Raw genomic sequence first — 21,518 nt, 5'->3', positions numbered from 1 at the left:
TCAACCCAATTTTAAAAATTAAAATTGTAATGTATAGAATATATATGATGTGAAATATATATTTTATATGCGTGGTTGAAAATGGCATAATTGTTTCTTTTGATTACATAAAATCCTCATATTGATTAATCAAATATTGTAAGATGGAATTATTTACACTTTTACCTTGTTGATACAAGTCCGTCTTTCTAAATGTATTATTCCAAATATGCATGGCATACATTTTGTCAGACAAAATACTTGGGTCAAAGTTTTGGTCAAGTAACATTCGTCTGGTTTGGATCGCATTTAAACCATAGAAGTGATAATATGGTTTGGCAAATTTATCCAAATTGAAATACATCAATGCTTTGGTAAGACCTGTTGGACCGCTTGCCTCACCCCAAAGCGTATGCTCGCGTCCTAAGCCCTTTTCAACACGTTTCAATTTACGTTCCACATCTTGTACCGTATCCCAAGGTAGGATTTGATTCGGGTTTTGACTCATAAATTCCATCAGTTCCACCAAATGATGATGAGCTGGAAATTTTAAGACAGCATTTGCAATTGCATGACCTTCAAAGCCATAGACATAGTCATTTTGGGTAAAGTCAAACGGTTTTAAACAGATTTCATCCATATCTACCCAATAGCCACTCTTCATGGCAATCATTTTCCATCTGAACCAATCTGAAAAGTGGGCAGGTGAACCATGTGAATAGAAAATATCTTTTTCAGGCAGGATTTCGTTACCGTCTTTAACAATTACCCCTTTAGGAATATTTTTCAAATCTTGATAAGTGTATAAATGAACTTCATGCCCATGATACAGGTATGATGCCAAACACAATTGTTGCACCACACCCAAATCATTGCCAATCCATAAAGATTGAATGGTGTCTTTAACGATATGAGTGCCATTTATTTTATCAGATTGTTTATTCTCCAGATAATCAAACCATGAAGAAAATCTAAGCACATCAATGTCTGCTAATTTTGAACGATGAGACACAAATAAATCTTTGGCTTCTTCATTCAGATTTTGTGAAAGTTTTTCATGGATAATAATATCCAAAGGTTTATTTTCACTTTTTTGGTTTCTCAATGATGCTGTTACCGTATTTTCAGACTGCATCCATTTTTGACGGTATAAATCCCAATATTTCATTGTTTCATCATAATCATTGAGACATTGGTTGATTTTAGCCAATTGTGACAATGCAGTATATGACGAACTGGTACTTGGGTTTGGCAAATTTTGTTGGTAATGAGCCAAAACATCTTTATATAAACCCAAACTTTGTTTGAGATAAATAACGTGATGCTCATTCTTTTTATCCTTACCATATCTATGGCAGTAGGTTTCATAATAAGGATAAGCTGTATAAAAATTAAAATTTTGGCACATTGTAACTGCCAAGTAGCGGTATGCCAATTCCAGTTCTGGAAATTTTTCAACAAATTTTTGAGCGTATTCAATTGCCTTATCTAACTGATTTGCGCCTTTTAAGCTGGTAATCATCAAAGAATAAGAAACGGCAATATCAGGGAATTGGTCGAAAAGTTTTTGGGCAAATACCGCTGCCGATTGCCAATCCTGTTCACGTTGGTAAACATTAACTAAACCTTCCAGTCCGCGATGGTTGTTGGGCTGTAATTTTTGTAATAGCTCAAATTCATTGCGTGCTTCGTCATAAAGTGACAGATTTTTATAAGCATCACCAGCCCACCAATAACTGTGCCACAATTCAGGAAAACTTTTGCGAAATACATAAGAGCGAGATACCACATCTTCCCAACGGTTTTGTGATTGGGAAACATTTACCATGCCTTCTAAACCATGGTGCAGATGAGGTAATTTTTCAGTCATCAATTGGAATTGTGCTTCGGCTTTATCAAATTGTTTTAGATTTCTATAAGCCTGACCAGCCCACCAGTATCCCTGCCACATTTCAGGCTTAATTTGCTGTAAGTGAACAGAGTAGGTTGCTGCTTTAGCCCAATTTTGTTGTGTGTTGGCAAGTTCAGCTAAACGCTGAACTTCTTTGGGGTCGTTAGGTAAATTGGCATTATCCAGTAATAAACAGGTATGACGGTTTTCCAACTTTAATTGTTTATCCAGTTTTGCGGTAAAGATTTTATTGCCATATGCCAAAGAAACATATAAATCATATAAACCCAGTTCAAAATCTTGGACATCAATTCCTTTCAGTCCCAAAGTGGCGAAATAGCTGGCATTATAATTGGTTGTTGCATTACCAATTTTTAAACCCAAGTTGCTCTTGCGTACTTGCCCCAATTCAAACACATATTGGCGTTGAGTAATGGGTTTCTGAGCTATCAGGTAATATTTGCCTTGGTGGAAGTTACTCAATGGTGCTTCAGCAACGACAAATTCACCTTCAATATGGAAAATTGTCCCATTTACCCAAGCATTTTCAGTGCTGATGTGGCTTTGGCTGGACACATCGGTGCCTAAAATGTCTTTTTTAGTCAGATAAACCTTGTTCCCTTCTGAAAACAAACGGTATTCGGATAAATTATCTGCTGAGTGTTTGTCTAGGTTTTGTTCGGTCATGACCAAGCTTGCATACTGTCTCATATTCTTATCGGCAGAAACAGAGATTTGGATTTCGTAAATACCGTTTTTTAAAAAGCCGATATCAATTCCTTTAAAGCCAAGTGTTGCAGTACCTGCAGCAGTATAATTGTAGTTTTGACCATTGAGAGCTTGGCTGGAAAGCTCACGTTTAGGTACTGTTCCCAATCCAAACTCCGATACGGAATCATCAAGTAAATTTCTAAATTTGATGTGTTTATGTAAATAGCGGTAATCAGGGGCATCGTAGCCTTGCAGATAAGCCAAACCTTCAATAAAGAAGGTATTTTTTACTACCCAGATTTTTTCAATTTGATTAATGGGAATGTGGTTGATTTTTGAATTCATAATGACAAAGCCTTTATATAATTTTCAAGTAAATGAGTTGTTTATGTAAAAAATAGCATTTAAAACTATTGCTTATTTCCATATCAGCCTGACTTGCTAATCAGTATTTCTGCCATAGTTCGGGCTAAATTTGCTGTAATTGAGCGAAGCAGTTTATGGTATTTGCTCAATTTTACTCAACGCTGGATTTATTGAGAGGCATTAGGCAAGTTTGAATGATTTGAGTTTTCTAGCTTTAATTGCTTATTCAGTTTTGCGGTAAAGATTTTATTGCCATATGCCAAAGAAACATATAATTCATACAAACCTGGTTCACAATCTTGCACATCAATGCCTTTTAATCCTGGTGTGGCGAAATAACTGGCGTTGTAGTTGGCTGTGGTATTGCCAATTTTTAAACCAAGACCATTTTTACGTACTTGACCTAGCCCAAATACATATTGATGTTGAATGGATTTTTGAGCTATTAGGTAATATTGTCCTTGATTGAAGTTACTCAATGGTGCTTCAGCCACAACAAATTCGCCCTCAATATGGAAAATGGTTCCATTTACCCAAGCATTTTCAATACTGATGTGACTTTGACTAGGTACATCGTTACCTAAAATGTCTTTTTTAGTGAGATAGACCTTGTCTCCTTCTGAAAATAAACGGTATTCGGAAAAGTTATCTGCCGAATGTTTGTCTAGGTTTTGTTCGGTCATGACTAAGCTTGCATACTGCCTCATATTCTTGTCAGCAGAAACAGAGATTTGGATTTCGTAAATACCATTTTTGAAAAAGCCGATATCAATTCCTTTAAAGCCAGCCGTAGCTGTACCAGCGGCAGTATAATTGTAGTTTTGACCATTGAAAGGTTGGCTGGAAAGCTCACGTTTAGGTACTGTTCCCAATCCAAACTCTGATACAGAATCATCAAGCAAATTGATAAATTTAATGTGTTTATGTAAATAACGGTAATCAGGCGCATCGTAGCCTTGCAAATAAGCCAATCCTTCAATGAAAAAGGTTGCATCTTTCATCCATATTTTTTCAATTTGATTGATGGGGTTGGGGGTAATTGGGTTGTTCATGGCTGTGTCTCCTGCTCGTTGATGTCAATTTGTTGGATAATTTGATTAAAAATACCCATGGCATTTTCAATCATTTGAAATCATGGTCGCATCCAGTGCTACAATAGTTTTTCTAAATTCAATTATATTTATGGTTGAATTTAAGATGATACCAGTATGGCATTGTTCATTTCAATGGTTAGAATTTGTTTTGCAAGCATTTTACTCAAATATTCAGGCTGCCTGAAAGCATAAATAACCTATTTAAGATGGTAATAAATTTTTAGCATGATTACCATATTGATATATTAAACTTGCTGCTTAATTTTCAATTCATCTTGGAATATTTGCGATAAAATTTGTGCGGTGTACATGAATTTGGCTTTATCGCCCACAATCAGTGCATCCAAACAAGCTCTGTTGTAACTGGCTGTAACCAAACGTGTATAAATGTACCGTTTATGTTGTTGGATAAAATGGTAGGCTGTCTGAAAAATTTCTTCTTTTTCATCTTCATTGTAAAACACAAATTCTCGCAAATAAATCAATAAATCATGATTCATATAAAATGCGATTTGATAGGCTTTACGCAATTCTGGAATGTATTGCCATAAATTGTTGATGGCAGCCATGCGACCTTGAAAATTGCTGACCGATTTGGTGGTGGTAATGGAGGTTTGGCTGCCGTAAATCAGCCACACATAAACCCGTGTATCAATTAAACCAATGCGTTCCAATTTGGAATAGAGCTTGGCGGTAAACAATTTGTCTTCATACAAACCAGTTTCAAAATAAATGCCCAAATCTTTAAGCATTTGTACTTTGTACAATTTATTGGTGGATAGGGTATCGTCAAATTGTGATAAGCGATTGGCAAAAGTGCTGATTTTGGGGCTTTTGTACAGGCTGCGAAACCATTCGCTTTCCACGCCTGTTTCAAAATCGCGGCGAACGGTTACGCCTGATACGCAATCCAATTGATGCCGTTCGGCATAAGCCAGCAATTTGCCCAAGGCATCGGGAAAAATCAGGTCATCTGAATCCAAAAAGAAAATGTATTCGCCTTTGGCATTGTGAATCCCAAAATTGCGTGTCAGTCCCAAACCTTCATTGTTTTTGTAAAAATAGCGAAAACGTGGGTCATTAAATTCTTTCACAATGTCTTCTACTGTTACGGCGTGTCCATCATCAACAATCATCACATCTAAATTGGTGTAGTGTGAGGCTTGAATGGATTTGAGCGTTGCAGGCAGGGTTGCCCTTGAATTATAGCATGGCACCAATATGGAAATGAGGGGCGATTGCCCGATTTGTGGGATTTTTTGGAATAATTTATTTAAAAAACTCATGGGGTTTGCTCTTATGCTTGGTTGGCTTCGGCATCCAATTCGCCAATCAGCTTATCCCATTTGGCAAAAATTTGGGCATTGGAAAATTGCTCAAATGTGGCTTGAATGGCTTGTGGCGATAAAGTATGGGCATTTTGAATGGCTGCAATGATGGCGGCATAATCGCCATATGCCGTTAAATAACCTGTTTCGCCGTGTTTGATGATTTCCTGTGCCGATGTGAATGAATCAAAGGCAATGACAGGGCGAGCGTGTGCATAAGCTTCCAGCACCACAAGTGGAAAACCTTCTGATTTGCTCATCAGCAGCAAAGAATCGCTGTTGCCAAAGATTTTTTCTTTATCGCTTTCAAAACCGTGCAATTTGAGGATATTTTGTAAGCCATTTTGATTTAAGGCTGCCTGAAATTCATCTTTCAATTCGCCATCGCCATAAATGTGAACCACAATATTGGCATTTTGCTTGGCAATTTCTTTGCCCAAATCAATCATGCTGAAAATATTTTTGTCTGCATCTAGGCGACTGATAACGGCGGTGTGCAAGGGGTTGCGAGGTTCAAGAGGGCAATATTGCGCGTCAATGGAATTGTGCATGTAGCCCAGTTTATTTTGCACTTCTGCCACCAAATGTGGGCGCAACAAATCCACCGCCGATTGGGTTAAAAGCAACAAACGGCGATAATTGTACAATTTGCCCTCATTCAGCCAGCCCAAGTGTGGGGCATATAATTCACGCGAAATCATGTCTTTCACATCGCCATGAAACATCAATACCGATTTGGCGTGGGTCAAATATTTTTGAAAATGCAGTTGTGCCGAAAATTGCAGGGCAATCACAATGCCATCAGTATTTTGCAAAATATTGGCACATGCACCATTTAAATATTGTGCCGACAATTTAAAGTCAATATAAGGGCTTTGTAATTGATGAAATTCACTGTTTGTTTCGGCAAATTCACGAATGGCAATCACAAAAATACGCGAATTGTATTTTTGCTTATAATGTTTTGCCATGTTTTTCAAAAATGTATGCACACCCCCAATTTGGTTGAGTTCATTGACCAAAAAAATGATGTCTTTGCCATGGCGCATATCTTTATTGAATGCCAAAGCATCCACAATGCGTTGGGTGGATTGACCGTCTTCTAATGGATAAAAGGTATTGATGATTTTGTGGTTGTTGCTGCTTAAATTGTGCCAATTCAGTTGATACAGTTCATCTTCATTTTGCACAATCTGTTCAGGCAGCAAATAATCGCCAAAATCAAAATACACACCACGTTGTTGCATATAATCTGCGTAATCATATTGAAATAACACAATGGGTTTATTCAATAAAGCAAAATCCAGCACCAATGAAGAATAATCGCTGATGAGAATATCTGAAATTTTCATCAAATCGGCAATATTGGAATAAGATGTGCAATCAATCACATTGTCATAACGCTGGTCAAGATGATTCAGGTAATGCAATTTGGTGATGATGACATATTCATGATTCAATGCGTTCAACAATTTTTGGGGCGAAAACGGCAAAGGCATGGCACCCGCTTTACGAAAAGTTGGTGCATAAAAAATGATTTTTTTATTGTGCGGAATGCCCAAAGTGGTTTTTAAAAATGCCGAGCCAATGTTTTCGTGCAGGGCAAAATCCAAACTGTATTGTTTGAGTTTTGTCCAATCCAAGCCACACAATTCGTCTTCATTTTCTGCCCTAAATGGGCGGCGCGACAAAATACGCAATTCTTGATGACGTTGGGGGTGGCTGTGGGCAAATGTTTCATAATCATGATGAAACAATGCCACAGGGCGATTGTATTGGTCAAAAGTGTATATGAGTGTGTGATAATCGCTGATAAGAATATCGGCAATGAGCAAGGCATCGCTGTCGTTCAAATCGGCGGTGTAATACACATTTTCAGGACTATTGGCAGGTGCGGTATTGGTTTGTGATGACAATAAAACCAACAGGCAGTAATCTTGACCAAACGTTGCCAGCAGGCGTGTTGCGTCAAATGGCAAAACCATCTCGCCCGATTGACGAAAGTCGGGGGCGTAAAGAATGATTTTGGCATTTTCAGGCAGCCTGATACTCTGAAACAGGCGTTTTAAACGACCTTGATTGTCTTCTTTTTGAAATAATTTATCGGTTTTGGCGCAACCCAATTGCAAAATTTTGCCATCGTAGCGCATTGCGCCACGCAAAAACACATCGGTATAAAAATCCGACATGGAAATCATGCAATCGTAGGCAAGATTGTAGCGAATGGCGGTTGCCAAATGTTTGACATCAAAATCCACAAACATTTTTTTATACGGAATACCATGCCACACCGAAACCCAAGTGTTGGTATCGGTAATGCGGTAGCCGTAATTCATTGTGCCAGCATCAATCACATAATCGGCAGTGAATTTCAAAAATTCGCCAAATGATGAGCCATTTTTAACCAAAGTGTGGGTGCTGCGATAAACAATATCTTCATTTAAATGACGCAAAATAATATAGATATTAAAATCATTTTTATAATATTCAATAAATGAATCAATATCCGCCATCACGCGATGATTGTAGTCAGATGGAATAAGCAATAATTTTTTTTTGAGTGAAATGCCCAATGATTGTGTTTCCCCGCTTTGATGAATGCGTGGCACCACAACGGGTTGGGTGGCAGCCGAAGCTGCTCCTTGGGTTTTGTATTCGATTTGGCGTTGGCATTGTTCAAGTTGAATTTGCCATTGTTGATTGTAAGGTGCCAGCTCAACAGCTTGGGTCAAATAATATTGAGCCTCGTGCAAATTGCCCAATTTTAAATGACACAAACCCAGTTTAAAGGCATTTTTGGCATGAATGGGGTTGATTGCATCGGCACTTTGAAACGCTTCCAAAGCCGCTTGCCATTTTTTTTGATTGTACAACGCCAAGCCTTGATGATAGCCTGCTGGCGCAGTAATGTGATGGTAGGCGTTTTTTAAGTGTTTCATCATTGTTGTTAATCCAAAAATTCGCCGTGTTGCCGCAAAACGTTTAAATGGCGTTCAGACGGCTTTTTGCCAGAATGCACGGCAAAGGTCATTTTTTTATACAGATAAATCAGAAATTCAGGTTCTGAGATAATCGTCATATTGGGGGTATCTAGGGTGCTGTCAAAACTCAGTTGAGGGGTATGCCAGTCGCCATAGTTTTCGGTTAAATACAAATCGTAATTGGCTGGAATCAGGTATTCGCGGTTTAAAAATGAGTAAGTATGCAATTCAAACGGCGAATTGTGCCATTGACTTTTGCCACTGGCATGCCAATAATCATCGGCTTGGCGATAATGAATAAAAATATCAATGGTAACGCCATTAACATGGCGAATAACCAAAATATCATTTGAATAAATGGGCAAAACATGAAAACAACCGCTGTTGTGAATGATGTTCGCCAAATCTTCAACGGAATGGTTATCCCACACGCCAATATCAATGTCTTTATCGTGTTTGAGCAGTTTGCCTTCGCGAATGCAGCCGAGCAGGGTGCCGCTAATCAGAAAAAAAGTAATATGGCGTTGGTCAAAATAATCTTTTAAATCGCCCAATGCTTTGGCGGCTTTTTTATCATTGTATTGGCGTGTGATGGGTGGTTTGGCTGCCTGTAATTTGGGTTTGCCTTGTGAGAGGCGATATTGTGTCCGCCAAAATGATAAGGCAAATTGGGTATTTTGGGCGCGTACTGCCGCATTGGATAAATGGCATGCTAAATCATACGCCAGTGCCTGCTGGTTATGATGGGGATGGGCTTGGGTAAATAAATGATAAAATTGTTCAAAATCAGATGAATCATCTACCAAGTTGGATAAATGTTGCCAAGTTTTACCGCGTTTATTGTGGGTTAAAATGTTTTTGAGCAGTTCAAATGCGACTTGTTTTTGTTGGGTTCTGCGTTTAATTTCTGCCAGTAAATATACCCCATCTGAGTGGGTTGGGTAATGATGTAAAAAACGGGTAATGTGGTATTCGGCTTTATCCAGTTGATTTTGCAGCAATAGGCTTTGTGCCAAATAAAAATCGCCAATATGCACACCTTGATTCAGCAGGATTTGACAATTTTTGCATACACGTTCATGCAAAGGAATGGTCAAATCATGAATAATGCGAAAAAGCGTTGGATAGAAACGCCATTTCCATGCCACATCAATGTTATTCAAATGTTTGTAAACTTGTACAATCAGCCTGATGATTTCACATTGTTGCAATTTTGTGATAAAAAAATGAAAAATAGGCACTTTAATGTCTTATTTGTATTCAGTTGGGGGGCTGGATAATGCTTCTTTAATTTGGGTGGTGGAAATGCCATCGGTACGCGGTAAGTAAATCACTTCACAATATTCTTTTAAAAAATCAAATTTACCTGCCCAATCATCGCCTATCACAAAGATGTCAATTTGGTGTTCTTGGATATCGCGGATTTTTTGTTCCCATGATGTTTCGGGAATCACACAATCAACATATTTAATGGCTTCTACAATATAAGCGCGTTCGGCGTAGGGATAGGCACATACTTTGCCTTTGCCCAAATTGAATTCATCGCTGGATACCGCCACAGTTAGGTGGTCGCCCAGTTCTTTGGCGCGTTGCAGTAAGCGGATATGACCGTGATGCAACAAGTCAAACGTGCCATAAGTGATGACTTTTTTCATTGGTATTCCTTTTTTACCCAATCCAAAGTTGGAATTTAAGCAGCCTGAAAGTGTTTTTCAGACTGCTTGTTGTGATAATAATGATGATTTATTTATTTTCCAGTTTGGGAATCACCGAGCCTTCGCCCAATTGCACCAAACCCGTTTGTGCATAAACGCCCAATTTATGACGTGTATCGGCAATGTCCAAATTGCGCATGGTCAGTTGTCCAATGCGGTCAAGCGGTGTGAATGCGGCATTTTCCACTTTTTCCATGCTCAATTTTTCGGGGGCGTAGCTCAAATTGGGGCTTTCGGTGTTCAGGATTGAGTAGTCGTTGCCGCGTCTCAATTCCAGCGTTACTTCGCCTGTAATGGCTTTTGCCACCCAACGTTGGGCGGTTTCGCGCAACATCAGGGCTTGGCTGTCAAACCAGCGTCCTTGATACAGTAATCTGCCCAAGCGTAAACCGTTGATGCGGTATTGTTCAATGGTGTCTTCGTTGTGAATGCCTGTGAGCAAGCGTTCGTAGGCGATGTGGAACAATGCCATTGCGGGGGCTTCGTAAATGCCGCGTGATTTGGCTTCAATGATGCGGTTTTCAATTTGGTCGCTCATGCCCAAGCCATGTCGTCCGCCGATTTTGTTGGCTTCCAAAAACAAATCTACTGGACTAGCAAATTCTGTGCCATTCAATGCCACGGGCACGCCTTCTTCAAAACGCACGCTTACGGTTTCGGCTTTGATGGCGACATTTTCGTCCCAAAACGCCACGCCCATAATGGGTTTGACGATTTTGATGCCTGTGTTCAAAAATTCCAAATCTTTGGCTTCGTGGGTTGCGCCCAACATATTGGAATCGGTGGAATAGGCTTTTTCTACTGACATTTTGTAGTCAAAACCGTTGGCAATCAAAAATTCGGACATTTCTTGGCGACCGCCCAATTCGTCAATGAATTGTTGGTCGAGCCATGGTTTGTAGATTTTTAAGGCTGGGTTGGTGAGCAAGCCGTAGCGGTAGAAACGTTCAATGTCGTTGCCTTTGTAGGTTGAGCCATCGCCCCAAATGTGTACATCGTCTTGTTTCATGGCGGCAACCAACATGGTGCCTGTTACAGCGCGACCGAGTGGGGTGGTGTTGAAATAGGGCATACCGCCTGTGGAAACGTGAAACGCGCCGCTTTGAATGGCGGCAATGCCTTCGTGGGCAAGCTGGGCGCGGCAATCAATCAGGCGTGCGACTTCTGCGCCATATTGTTTGGCTTTTTCGGGAATGGCGTTGTAGTCGTCTTCGTCAGGTTGCCCTAAATTGGCGGTGTAGGCGTAGGGGTTGGCGCCTTTGAGTTTCATCCACAATAATGCTGCTGATGTGTCCAATCCGCCTGAAAAGGCGATGCCGACTTTTTGTCCTGTGGGGAGATTTTGTAAAATGGTGGCGTTGCTCATGATATGGGTTAAATATTGCAATGAAATGCCAATATTATCATCTAAATACTGGAAAAAGTCAAAAAATCAGGCTGCCTGAAAAGGGGTTTCAGGCAGCCTTATTTTGCAAAATGGGGAATTAGGCTACTGCGTCAAAACGGCGTTGTGCTTCGTCCCAGTTTACCACGTTCCAAAATTCTTTAACGTAATCGGGGCGACGGTTTTGGAATTTCAAGTAGTAGGCGTGTTCCCAAACGTCCAAGCCGATGATGGGGGTGCCAGAGCAGCCTGCAATGGCTGCGCCCATCAGGGGGTTGTCTTGGTTGGCGGTGGACACGACTTTCAATTTGCCATTTTCAAATACCAACCACGCCCAGCCTGAACCAAAGCGTGTGGCGGCGGCTTTTTCAAATTCGGCTTGGAAGTTTTCTACGCTGCCAAAATCGCGTTCAATGGCGGCTTTCAGGCTGCCTGAAAGTGTGGTGCCTGTTTTCAAGCCTTGCCAGAAAAAGCTGTGGTTGGCGTGTCCGCCTGCGTTGTTGCGCAAGGGGGTTTGTTTGTCGGCGGGCAATTCTGCCAAACGCGCAATCAATTCTTCCGCGCTCAAATTTTGAAATTCGGGCAGGCTTTCCAAAGCGGCATTGGCGTTGTTCACATACGCTTGGTGGTGTTTGCTGTGGTGGATTTCCATGGTTTGCGCGTCAAAGTGGGGTTCAAGCGCGTTGTAGGCGTAGCCCAATTCGGGTAAGGTGTAAGCCATTTGTTTTCCTTCTGTGTGTTGAAGTGGGGTTGAAAAAGCCAATCATAATGCGTGATGGGCGTTGTGGCAAGTGCGATAATTTCCATTTATCAATCAAATAATTGTTTTATGATAATGGCTTTTATTTAAATGGCAAAAATCATTTTCAGGCAGCCTGAAAAGGTATTTTCAAATGTGCGCTAATCGGATAACATTCGCGTTTAATTTTAAACTAATGAATTTTTAGGGTGTGTTATGAAGATAAAAACGATTTTAACGATGAGCGCATTGGCAATGGCATTGAGTGCGTGTGTGCAATTACCCGCCCCCGTTGTGCAAACCACAAGCAGCAATCCCACGCCTGATTATTCGGGCTTATCGCGCCAAAGCGAAAGCCCATCAGCCCAGTTCAAATTGGCAGCCAATCACTGGACAGACGTGGCAAAAATCCGTGCCGAAGCCCAACGTTTAGGCACACAAGTGCATGAGAAAAAAATCACCAAAGTTCAGGCAGCCCAATATTTAAACCGATTCCGCCTGAACTTGGTGGGCAGCAACAGCATTGACGACAGCGTGTATGAAGTGTATTTGCGTGCGGCGGTGGACAGCCAACGCGGTATCATTGACACCGCCCAATCCAAAGCCTATGTGGAAAACGCCTTGCGTGGCTGGCAACAGCGTTGGGGCAATATGTCCAGCCGCCCAAGCAATCCCGCGTTTACCAATTTCCTGTTGGAATACATGAACATGAAACCATTGAAATAAATGATGCGTGATGATAATTGGCGTGCGGAGCCGAGTCATTTTGACGCAAAAACAACCGTGAAACGAATTGTCATCAGCCCTTGAATTTGATACAATGGGCAAATTCAACTTGCAAGCCGCCTTTTGGGGTGGCTTGCGTTTTTTCTTATTTTTACGACCCGATTGTTGCCACACGCAATGGTCGGGCAATTTTCAGCCTGCATTTGGGCTGCTTTTGGAGAATTGGCTTTTATGAAAAAAATCCCTTTAACGGTGCAAGGCGCAGAACAGCTTAAAAAAGAATTGCAACAACTCAAAAGCGTGGCGCGTCCTGAAATCATTGCCGCCATTGCCGAGGCGCGTTCGCATGGCGATTTGTCGGAAAATGCCGAATACGAATCCGCCAAAGAACGTCAAGGTTTTATTGAAGGACGCATTGCCGAATTGGAAAGCAAATTATCACATGCACAAATCATTGACCCACGCGAATTGAACGCCGATGGCAAAGTGGTGTTTGGCGCAACCGTAACGGTGTTGGATTTGGACACAGACGAAGAAACCACCTACCAAATCGTGGGCGATGAAGAAGCCGACATCAAAAAATTGCGCATTTCTTTGAGTTCGCCCATTGCCCGCGCCATGATTGGCAAGGAAGCGGGCGATGTTGCCGAAGTGCAAGCCCCAAGCGGTTTGCGCGAATATGAAATTTTGAATGTGCAATACATTTGATTTGCATGAAAAAGCTGCCTGAAAAGCCATTCAAAACTTTTCAGGCAGCTTATTTTTGTGTCGGTTACAAGGGCGACACATTCACATCAGAGGCATTGCCCACAATGCGAACGCGCTTGCCTTGGGTTAAGCCCAATTCTTTTTTCTGCACCACCACAATTTCTTCGCCACTGTCTTTGCGAATCACCATTTCCAGCGAAGTGGCTTGGCTGGCTTTTTGTTCAATGGCGTTGCCGATGAGCGAACCCACCACCGCGCCCACCGCACCCATGATGTCGCTGCCACGACCGCCGCCAATGCCCGAACCCGCAATGCCGCCAATCGCACCTCCACCGATTGAGCCAATGATACCGCTTGATGGGGCTTGAATTTTCACTTCGCGCACCGACACAATCGTGCCATAGCTGATACTGCGTGTTTCTTTGGCTTGTTCGCCTGTGTACACGCTGCCTTTGTACACATCGGTGTTGGCACACGCGCTCAATGTCAGGGCGATGGCAAGGCAACTGGCTTGAAATAAGGTTTTGGCTTGCATGAATTTTGTCCTTGTTGTGAAAAAAGGGGAAAATACCGCGTTTGCCTGCCTGAAACAAGCCACATCAACACGATTAAACACAAAACGACCGATTTTTTACACAACGTTGTGGTCAAATTGTGCGTCAATTTGTTCAATGCTTTGGCGGATTTGGTTTTTGGTGGGAATGTCGCGCACTTCCCAGCGCAACATGCTGATGCCTGCGGCTTGGGTTGCCAAATCTTTGCGGGTATCGGTTTCTTGGCGTTCTGGTATGTTGTGGGTGTCATCGTCAATTTCAATGGCGGCGATGGGTGTGCCATCGGTGCGGCAAACCACAAAATCGTAGCTCAATCGGTTGATGAAATTGAACCAATACAAATTGTCTTCGGGCGGCGATTCCACCACGCGCGACACTTGCACTTGGGCAAACACCATGTAATCGGGCAGGGCTTGGAGCAATTTGTCGTAAACCTGCAATTCGGTTTGCGTCATAATGGGGCGGTGGGCATAGGGCAGGGGGGTGTTGCCGTCAAAGGGATTGGGGCGTTCGGTGGGCGCGGGGGCAATGGGGTGGCGCGATTTGATTCGCGCAATCAACCCGATTATCACACCCAATATGCCCAATAGGGTGAGCCAAATGTTGATGTTCATTCGGGCTGCTCCGTGTTTTTGCGATACACGCCTGGTGGCATACCGTATTGTTTTTTAAATGCTTTGCCAAAGTGGGTTTCGGATTGAAAGCCTGTTCCCAAAGCAATTTGCAACACCGAGTCGCTGCTGTGGCGCAAACGCACGGCGGCTGCCTGTAAACGCAAATGATTGACCAAAGCGTGTGGGCTAATGCCAATGTGTTGCTTGAACAAACGCATCAGTTGCGAACGCGACACGCACGCCATTTGTGCAATTTCATCAACCGACCAATCTTGTTCAGGCTGCGCCAAAATGGCGTTGAGTACCACGCGCAAACGTTTGTCTTGCAAGCCGTTGAGTATGCCTGTGGGCAATTTGGGCTGTTGGTCAATGTAGCGGCGCAACACCAAAATCAGCAAAACCTGCATCAGCGCATCAACCATCAGGCTGGACGCGGCTTGATTTTGCTGCGATTCTTGTTGCAACAGCGAAAGCAAGTGCTTGAATTCCTGCGTGTGGGTGTTGATGTACAACACTTCGGGCAGGCTGGCGAACAAGTCGGCGTGTTGCTCATAGGCGAAATTGGCGCAAAACAGGTTCAATTTGGCATCGTCTGTGCCTTGGGTGGATTTGATGGTGAATGCGCCCATTTGGACTTGGCTGGGGGTGGATTGGGGGTTGTCGCATTGGGCATTGCTGCTCAAAATGTGTTCGGTAGAGCGTGGCAACATAATCAAATCGCCTTGTTGTAGGCGTTGTGGGGCTTGGTCGCCAATTTGAATGTAGCCCGAACCACTGCTGACAAAATGCACCATGCCTTGTCCGCATTGGCGACCGTGTTGCACATACCAATCGCCTTTAAATTGGCACATCACATTGATGCTGCCTGAAATTTGGGAAAAGTGTATCAATTTGGCGAGGCTATCCATGAGTTTTACCCATTTGTGAAATTGTATTGATGAAAAAATTTGCTTTTTTTGATTTTGACGGCACACTCACGCGCACCGATACGGTGTTGCCTTTTTTAAAATATGCTTGTGCCAATCGCGCTGATTATTATGCGAAATTGTTGCGTCAATCACCTGTTTTGTTGGCGTATTTGTTGGGGTGTGCCAGCAATCTTCGCGCCAAGGAGGCGGTGTTTACCGAATTTTTGGCGGGGCAAAAATGGGACGCGGTGCAAAACGTGGCGCATGATTTTGCGCGTTTCAGGCTGCCTGAATTGCTTTTGCCTGCGGGTATGCAGGTGTTGCGCGAACATCAGGCGCGTGGCGATTTTTGTGTGTTGGTCAGCGCATCGCCCGAAATTTATTTGCACGAATGGGGCAGAATAAACGGCTTGGACGCGGTGCTGGGCACACGCTTGCAGGTGGTTGCAGGCTGCCTGACGGGGCGCGTGGACGGCGAAAATTGCCACGATTGGGGTAAAGTTCGCCGCATTGAAGCCCAATTTGGCACAAACTGTTGGGCAAACAGCGTGGCATACAGCGATTCGGCGGTGGATTTGCCCATGTTGCAACAAGCGGCACAGGGTTTTTTGGGCAAAAAGGGGCAATTTGTGCGCGTTCAGTAAGCCATCAATCTTGTGAACAAATGATGTCCACAATATCCAAAACTTCCCATACGGAACGCGCTGAATAATCCCACAACCAACTGTCCACATCATCGTTTGGCGCAATGTAGCCCCATTCTGCCAACACGGTGTGCATTTGGGCGTTTTTGCCAGCCTGCATATCGCGTTGCGCGTCGCCCACATAAAGGCAATGTTCAGGTAGCACGCCCAGCTTTTCGCAAGCGTACAACATCGGTTTGACGCTGGGTTTGGCTTCATCGCAAGTGTCGCCACTGACCACCACGCTGGGCGGTGTGGCAAAATTCAGGTGTGGCACAAGGCGGTCGGTGAAGGTGGCAGGTTTGTTGGTGATGATGCCCCATTTGATGCCACGCGCCGCCAGTTCGCCCAATAATTCATTTACCCCATCAAATAAAACAGGATTTTGTGTGAAACATTGCTCGTATGCCGCCAAATAATCCTGTCGCCAACGCTCAAAATCGGGGTGGTCGGGCGCAATGTTCAGCGCAAAACCAATCAACGCCGCCGAACCGTGGCTGGCATGAACGCGCAAATCGGCAATGTCCCGTTCAGGCAGCCCGCGCTGGCGCAACAGCACATTGAGCGCACCGCCCAAATCCAACGCCGTATCGGCAAGCGTGCCGTCCAAATCAAACAAAACTGCGTTAATCATACGGTTATTCCTGTCAAATAGTCGCATTTTAACCGACTTGTTTCATATGCATAATCCATTTTTACAATTCCTTGATTTTTCCAAACAAAAAACCTACAATGCCGAACCCCAAAACATTTTTGGGGGCATTGGGAATGATGTTGATGGCAACATTGTTCTGCTTTAAATCTTTCTAACTAGCGAGAAGATAAATGAAAAAAACCCTGTTAAGCACGATTGTGTTGTTTGCCTTGGCTGCCTGCGGTGGCGGCAAACAAGCCGATAAAACTGCTGAAACCGCAGCACCAGCCGCATCGGGTGCGGCGGCTGCATCGGGCGTTGCCGCCAACGCGCTGCCTGAAACCAAAGAACTGCGCATTTTCAACTGGTCTAACTATGTTGATGAAAGCACAGTAAAAGACTTTGAAAAAAATCAAGGTTTGAGCAAACTGACCTACGATTTGTATGAAAGCAACGAAGGTTTGGAATCCAAAATGCTCACAGGCAAATCGGGCTACGACTTGGCTGTTCCAGGTATTGCCTTTTTGCCACGCCAAATTCAAGCAGGTGCTTATCAGAAAATCAACAAAGACTTGATTCCCAATTATGGCAACATTGACCCTGCTTTACTCAAATTGCTCAACGATGCCGACCCCAAAGCCACCGAATACGCTGTGCCTTATTTTTCAGGCGTAAACACTTTGGCAATCACCGCCAAAGGCAAAGAAATTTTGGGCGGTACGCTGCCTGAAAACGGTTGGGATTTGCTGTTCAAACCCGAATACACCAATAAATTGAAACAATGCGGCATTGCCCTGTGGGATACGCCCAGCGAAATGTTCCCCATTGTGTTGAATTATTTGGGCAAAGACCCCAAAGGCACCAACCCAGCCGATGTGGAAGCCGCCGCAGCCGTGTTGCAAGCCATTCGTCCCGATGTGAAACGTTTTAGCGCATCGTACATTGACGAATTGGCGCGTGGCGACATCTGCTTAACCGCAGGCAATGGTGGCGATTTGAACTTGGCAAAAGCCCGCTCCGAAGAAGTGAAAAACAATGTGGGCATTGAAGTTTTAACCCCCAAAGGCATGGGCGTGTGGGTGGAATCGTGGGTGATTCCGCATGACGCGAAAAACGTTGCCAATGCCCACAAATACATCAACTACACGCTTGACCCCGAAATTGCCGCCAAAAATGGCAATGCGGTCACTTTCGCCCCAGCCAGCTTGCCTGCTCGTGAAAAAATGGACAAAGATTTGGTGGCAACCCGCTCCATTTTCCCCACAGCAGAAGACATGGCAAACGGTTTTGTGATGCCACAAATGTCGGACGAAACCAAAAAACAAACCACTTCATTGTGGGCAAAATTGAAAATGGGCAAATGATTTCCCATTAAAAATGGCTGCCTGAAAGCGCGTTTGTTGGCGTTTTCAGGCGGTTTTGTTGTAAAAATGTGAATCATTGCGTTTGTTTTTGTAAATTTTTGGCTGACTGAAAGGCATAAGCAGCGAAAACCAGTAGAATTGCCCACAGTGTCGCATTGGCACCGTTTTTTCCATTTTTTAGGAGTTTTTTTGATGAAAACTGTAAAAGTATTTTCTGTTGCAGCCGTGTTGAGCGCAGCATTTGCGTCATTTGGCGCACAAGCTGGTGTGGTAACAGACGCACACGGTAACGTGGGTTACGACACCGCCGCCGAGTGTGATGCGGCTGTTTTGGCTGGCGAAGCCAAATTCTACCAAACCTTTACCCACAAATCGCCCTTGATTCGCAAAGGCGAAAAAAGCGTTACTTCTGCCAAAATCAGCGATTTGGGCGAAGAATACAAACACGGTGCGTGTGATTTGGGCGCAGCGCGTAAATTGGGTCGCGATGGCGTTTCTACCGCTTTGCAAGGCAAATATGTGCCATTTAGCCCAGATATGCCCATCAATGTTTACTTGGATGCACAAGGCAAAGCTTTGCGCGTGAGCATGGGTCAATGCGACAACTGGTTCTCGGGTAATGCGCCACGCGCTGTGGTGGCTCCTGCTCCTGTTGCCAAAGAAGAAGCTGCTCCTGTTGTTGAAGAAACCGCAGCACCTGCCATTATTGCCCCTGTGTTGGCAAAAGCGGCTGGCTTGCGCCCCTATGTGTTTGGTACTGTGGGTGCGGCTAATGAAAAAGTGGAATTGGAACGTCCTGAAATTTCATTGTCTGGCAGCAAAACCAAATTTGCTGGTCAAGCGGGTGTGGGCGTACAGTTCAACAAATACTTGGGCGCAGAAGCCTTCTATCAAACTGGCGCAAAACACAAATATGTGGACAGCCTGAAACAAGCCGCAGACATCACCAATCAAGTGTATGGCGGTCGTTTGACTTTGGGTAAAGATTTTACCGACAATTTCCGCTTGTTTGCCAAAGTGGGTGCGGCTGAAACCCAACACAAACAAAAAGAATTGGAAAACTACAAAGACAAACGCACTGTGCCAACGGCTGGTGTGGGCTTGAACTACCACTTCAACGACAATGTGTCTTTGCGTGCCGATTATGACCACCACTTCAAATCGTCCAAGAAAAACTATGCCACTTGGAAAGGCAATCACTACTTGGGCGCAGGTTTGCAATACAAATTCTGATTTGATGGTGTTGTAAAATGATTGTCAGGCTGCCTGAAAGGGGCGATTCTTTCAGGCAGCCTTTCATTAACGCGATAAAAAACATTTTGCCTTTGGCAACTTACTTTTTAAAAAAGTAAGCCAAATAAATGAATGCTAAACGGTTTCGTTTTAAACAAATATTTCAGGCAGCCTGAAACTTTTGCAAAAATCGGTTCGTAGGGGCAGATTTCATATCTGCCCCGTTTGAGCTTGTGGCAATTTTCATTTTTATCAATAAATTGAAAAAATGGCGGATATGAAATCCGCCCCTACGTCAGCTTGCAAGTGGGTTTTGCAAAGGTTTCAGCCTGAAAGCAATAATATACTGTTTTAAAAAATAAAATGAATTTTTTATGAAGTGTTTGGCTTACTTTTTTAAAAAGTCAGTCGCCTGAAACGACTGTATTTTTATTTTTGATTTTGGAGATGAAAATCATGGCGCAAATTCAACGTTTTGGCAGCAATCACCGTTTGTCGGAGGCGGTGGTGGCAAATGGCTTTGTTTTTTTGGCGGGCATGGTGCCCGAAGTGGAGGGCGACATCACCGCGCAAACCGCCGATGTGTTGCGCCAAATTGACCATTGGCTCGCGCAATGCGGCTCGGACAAAGCACATATTTTGGAGGCGACCATTTTCTTGCCCAATTTGGCAGATTATGATGGCATGAACGCCGCTTGGGACGCTTGGGTGGACGCGCAAAATCCCCCAGCCCGCGCTTGTGTGGAGGCGAAACTTGCCAAACCAGAATGGAAAGTGGAAATCAAAATTTCGGCTGTGCAAAAGTGAGAACTTGTATTCATAAAATTGATGGCTTGATTTTATTGTCAATTCTTGCGAATACAAGGCGGTTTTTCACACCAATATTGAATATATTGGCGTGGAAAGCCAACGCAGTAGGCGCATGAAGTGGCGATAAAAGCAAGCTATTGAGATTGTGAATACAGGTTCTGATGTTCAGGCAGCCTGAATGGGGGCGTGGTATAATCGCCCTATTTTTCGCCAACCAAATTTTTGAAGGAAGACAAAATGGCATTTTTAGCAGGCAAAAAAATCCTGATTACGGGCATGATTTCCGAACGTTCCATTGCCTATGGCATTGCCAAGGCTTGTCGTGAGCAGGGCGCAGAATTGGCGTTTACCTTTGCGGTGGACAAATTGGAAGACCGCGTACGCAAATTGGCAGCTGAATTGGGTTCGGAATTGGTGTTTCATTGCGATGTGCAAAGCGATGAAGAAATTGAGCAAGTGTTTACCGATTTGCGCCAACATTGGGACGGCTTGGACGGTTTGGTTCACGCCATCGCCTTTGCGCCCAAAGAGGCGTTGAGCGGCGATTTTTTAGATGGCATGTCGCGCGAAGCCTTCCGCACCGCCCATGAAATTTCCGCATACAGCCTGCCTGCATTGGCAAAAGCCGCGCGCCCCATGATGCAAGGTCGCAATGCGTCCATTTTGGCGTTGAGCTATTTGGGTGCGGTTCGCGCTGTGCCAAACTACAATTTGATGGGCATGGCAAAAGCCAGTTTGGAAGCAGGCATTCGTTTTACCGCAGCCTGCTTGGGCAAAGAGGGCATTCGCTGCAACGGCATTTCCGCAGGCCCGATTAAAACTTTGGCGGCGGCGGGCATTGCCGATTTTGGTAAATTGCTCAATCATGTGGCAACGCAAAATCCCCTTCGCCGCAACGTAACCATTGATGAAGTGGGCAATACGGCTGCATTTTTGCTGTCGGATTTGGCATCGGGCATCACGGGGGAAATCACTTATGTGGACGGTGGTTACAGCATCAACGCTTTGAGCGTGGACGAGGAAGCGTGATTTTTCAGGCAGCCTGAAACCCCATTTTCAGATAAAAAAAGTCGGTTTTTTTACCGACTTTTTTGCG

At 43.8% G+C, this 21,518-nt stretch carries 19 protein-coding genes; 7 read left to right on the top strand and 12 right to left on the bottom strand.

All coding sequences use genetic code 11. The annotated features are described in order from the left end of the window. Positions 1-103: 103 nt before the first annotated feature. The 8 genes from H3L97_RS10340 to sodA form a co-directional block, all read right to left on the bottom strand. Positions 104-2,926, bottom strand: coding sequence for a tetratricopeptide repeat protein (locus H3L97_RS10340; RefSeq protein WP_097113358.1), 2,823 nt, complete (start codon positions 2,924-2,926; stop codon positions 104-106). A gap of 188 nt (positions 2,927-3,114) precedes the next feature. Next, on the bottom strand, positions 3,115-3,999 hold the full coding sequence (locus tag H3L97_RS10335) for a hypothetical protein (protein ID WP_097113359.1): 885 nt from the start codon (positions 3,997-3,999) through the stop codon (positions 3,115-3,117). Between the two features lie 287 nt (positions 4,000-4,286). Then, positions 4,287-5,327, bottom strand: a complete 1,041-nt coding sequence (locus H3L97_RS10330) for a glycosyltransferase family 2 protein (protein WP_097113360.1) — start codon at positions 5,325-5,327, stop codon at positions 4,287-4,289. Between the two features lie 11 nt (positions 5,328-5,338). Then, positions 5,339-8,311, bottom strand: coding sequence for a CDP-glycerol glycerophosphotransferase family protein (locus H3L97_RS10325; RefSeq protein WP_224446352.1), 2,973 nt, complete (start codon positions 8,309-8,311; stop codon positions 5,339-5,341). A 5-nt stretch (positions 8,312-8,316) separates the two neighbouring features. Further along, the gene (locus tag H3L97_RS10320) at positions 8,317-9,591 is read right to left on the bottom strand and encodes a tetratricopeptide repeat protein (RefSeq protein ID WP_097113361.1); all 1,275 of its coding nucleotides are present in this window, start codon (positions 9,589-9,591) and stop codon (positions 8,317-8,319) included. 9 nt (positions 9,592-9,600) lie between these two features. After that, complete coding sequence (gene tagD / locus H3L97_RS10315; protein ID WP_097113362.1) at positions 9,601-10,005, bottom strand: glycerol-3-phosphate cytidylyltransferase; 405 nt, start codon at positions 10,003-10,005, stop codon at positions 9,601-9,603. Between the two features lie 88 nt (positions 10,006-10,093). Further along, positions 10,094-11,434, bottom strand: a complete 1,341-nt coding sequence (gene argG, locus H3L97_RS10310) for an argininosuccinate synthase (protein WP_097113503.1) — start codon at positions 11,432-11,434, stop codon at positions 10,094-10,096. A gap of 115 nt (positions 11,435-11,549) precedes the next feature. Next, complete coding sequence (gene sodA / locus H3L97_RS10305) at positions 11,550-12,170, bottom strand: superoxide dismutase [Mn] (protein WP_097113363.1); 621 nt, start codon at positions 12,168-12,170, stop codon at positions 11,550-11,552. 234 nt (positions 12,171-12,404) lie between these two features. Here sodA and H3L97_RS10300 point away from each other — a divergent pair, with 234 nt between their 5' ends. Both H3L97_RS10300 and greA read left to right on the top strand, forming a co-directional pair. Further along, entirely contained in the window at positions 12,405-12,914 is a 510-nt protein-coding gene (locus H3L97_RS10300) for a hypothetical protein (RefSeq protein ID WP_097113364.1), read from the top strand. Positions 12,915-13,145: 231 nt separating this feature from the next. Next, complete coding sequence (greA, locus tag H3L97_RS10295; RefSeq protein WP_097113365.1) at positions 13,146-13,622, top strand: transcription elongation factor GreA; 477 nt, start codon at positions 13,146-13,148, stop codon at positions 13,620-13,622. Between the two features lie 64 nt (positions 13,623-13,686). On the opposite strand, the gene H3L97_RS10290 is transcribed toward greA, so the two are convergent. The 3 genes from H3L97_RS10290 to H3L97_RS10280 all read right to left on the bottom strand — a co-directional run bounded on the left by H3L97_RS10290 (position 13,687) and on the right by H3L97_RS10280 (position 15,698). Continuing rightward, entirely contained in the window at positions 13,687-14,157 is a 471-nt protein-coding gene (locus tag H3L97_RS10290) for an outer membrane lipoprotein (protein WP_097113366.1), read from the bottom strand. 96 nt (positions 14,158-14,253) lie between these two features. After that, on the bottom strand, positions 14,254-14,790 hold the full coding sequence (locus H3L97_RS10285; RefSeq protein ID WP_097113367.1) for a DUF2726 domain-containing protein: 537 nt from the start codon (positions 14,788-14,790) through the stop codon (positions 14,254-14,256). Then, positions 14,787-15,698, bottom strand: a complete 912-nt coding sequence (locus tag H3L97_RS10280) for an AraC family transcriptional regulator (protein ID WP_097113368.1) — start codon at positions 15,696-15,698, stop codon at positions 14,787-14,789. Before H3L97_RS10280 ends, H3L97_RS10285 begins: the two co-directional genes overlap by 4 nt. A 29-nt stretch (positions 15,699-15,727) precedes the next feature. On the opposite strand from H3L97_RS10280, the gene H3L97_RS10275 reads away from it, so the two are divergent. After that, positions 15,728-16,342: an HAD family hydrolase gene (locus H3L97_RS10275; protein ID WP_097113369.1), complete on the top strand. Its 615-nt coding sequence runs from the start codon at positions 15,728-15,730 to the stop codon at positions 16,340-16,342. Positions 16,343-16,346: 4 nt separating this feature from the next. Here H3L97_RS10275 and H3L97_RS10270 read toward each other — a convergent pair whose 3' ends face one another. After that, positions 16,347-17,015 carry an HAD family hydrolase gene (locus tag H3L97_RS10270; RefSeq protein WP_097113370.1) on the bottom strand — a complete coding sequence of 223 codons (669 nt, stop codon included), beginning with the start codon at positions 17,013-17,015 and terminating at the stop codon, positions 16,347-16,349. Between the two features lie 191 nt (positions 17,016-17,206). Between H3L97_RS10270 and H3L97_RS10265 the strand changes: the two genes are divergently transcribed. The 4 genes from H3L97_RS10265 (at position 17,207) to fabI (ending at position 21,451) form a co-directional block, all read left to right on the top strand. Further along, entirely contained in the window at positions 17,207-18,379 is a 1,173-nt protein-coding gene (locus tag H3L97_RS10265) for an extracellular solute-binding protein (RefSeq protein ID WP_097113371.1), read from the top strand. Positions 18,380-18,571: 192 nt separating this feature from the next. Continuing rightward, positions 18,572-19,612 (top strand): porin family protein, encoded by a 1,041-nt coding sequence (locus H3L97_RS10260; RefSeq protein ID WP_097113372.1) that lies wholly within the window; start codon positions 18,572-18,574, stop codon positions 19,610-19,612. A 456-nt stretch (positions 19,613-20,068) separates the two neighbouring features. Beyond that, on the top strand, positions 20,069-20,419 hold the full coding sequence (locus H3L97_RS10255) for a RidA family protein (protein WP_097113504.1): 351 nt from the start codon (positions 20,069-20,071) through the stop codon (positions 20,417-20,419). 240 nt (positions 20,420-20,659) lie between these two features. Continuing rightward, entirely contained in the window at positions 20,660-21,451 is a 792-nt protein-coding gene (gene fabI / locus H3L97_RS10250) for an enoyl-ACP reductase FabI (protein WP_097113373.1), read from the top strand. The last annotated feature ends 67 nt before the right edge of the window (positions 21,452-21,518 follow it).

The sequence above is a fragment of the Alysiella filiformis genome (assembly GCF_014054525.1).
GTDB lineage: Bacteria > Pseudomonadota > Gammaproteobacteria > Burkholderiales > Neisseriaceae > Simonsiella > Simonsiella filiformis.
Note: the sequence above shows the minus strand (reverse complement) of the source record. Positions and strands in the feature narration are given on the sequence as shown.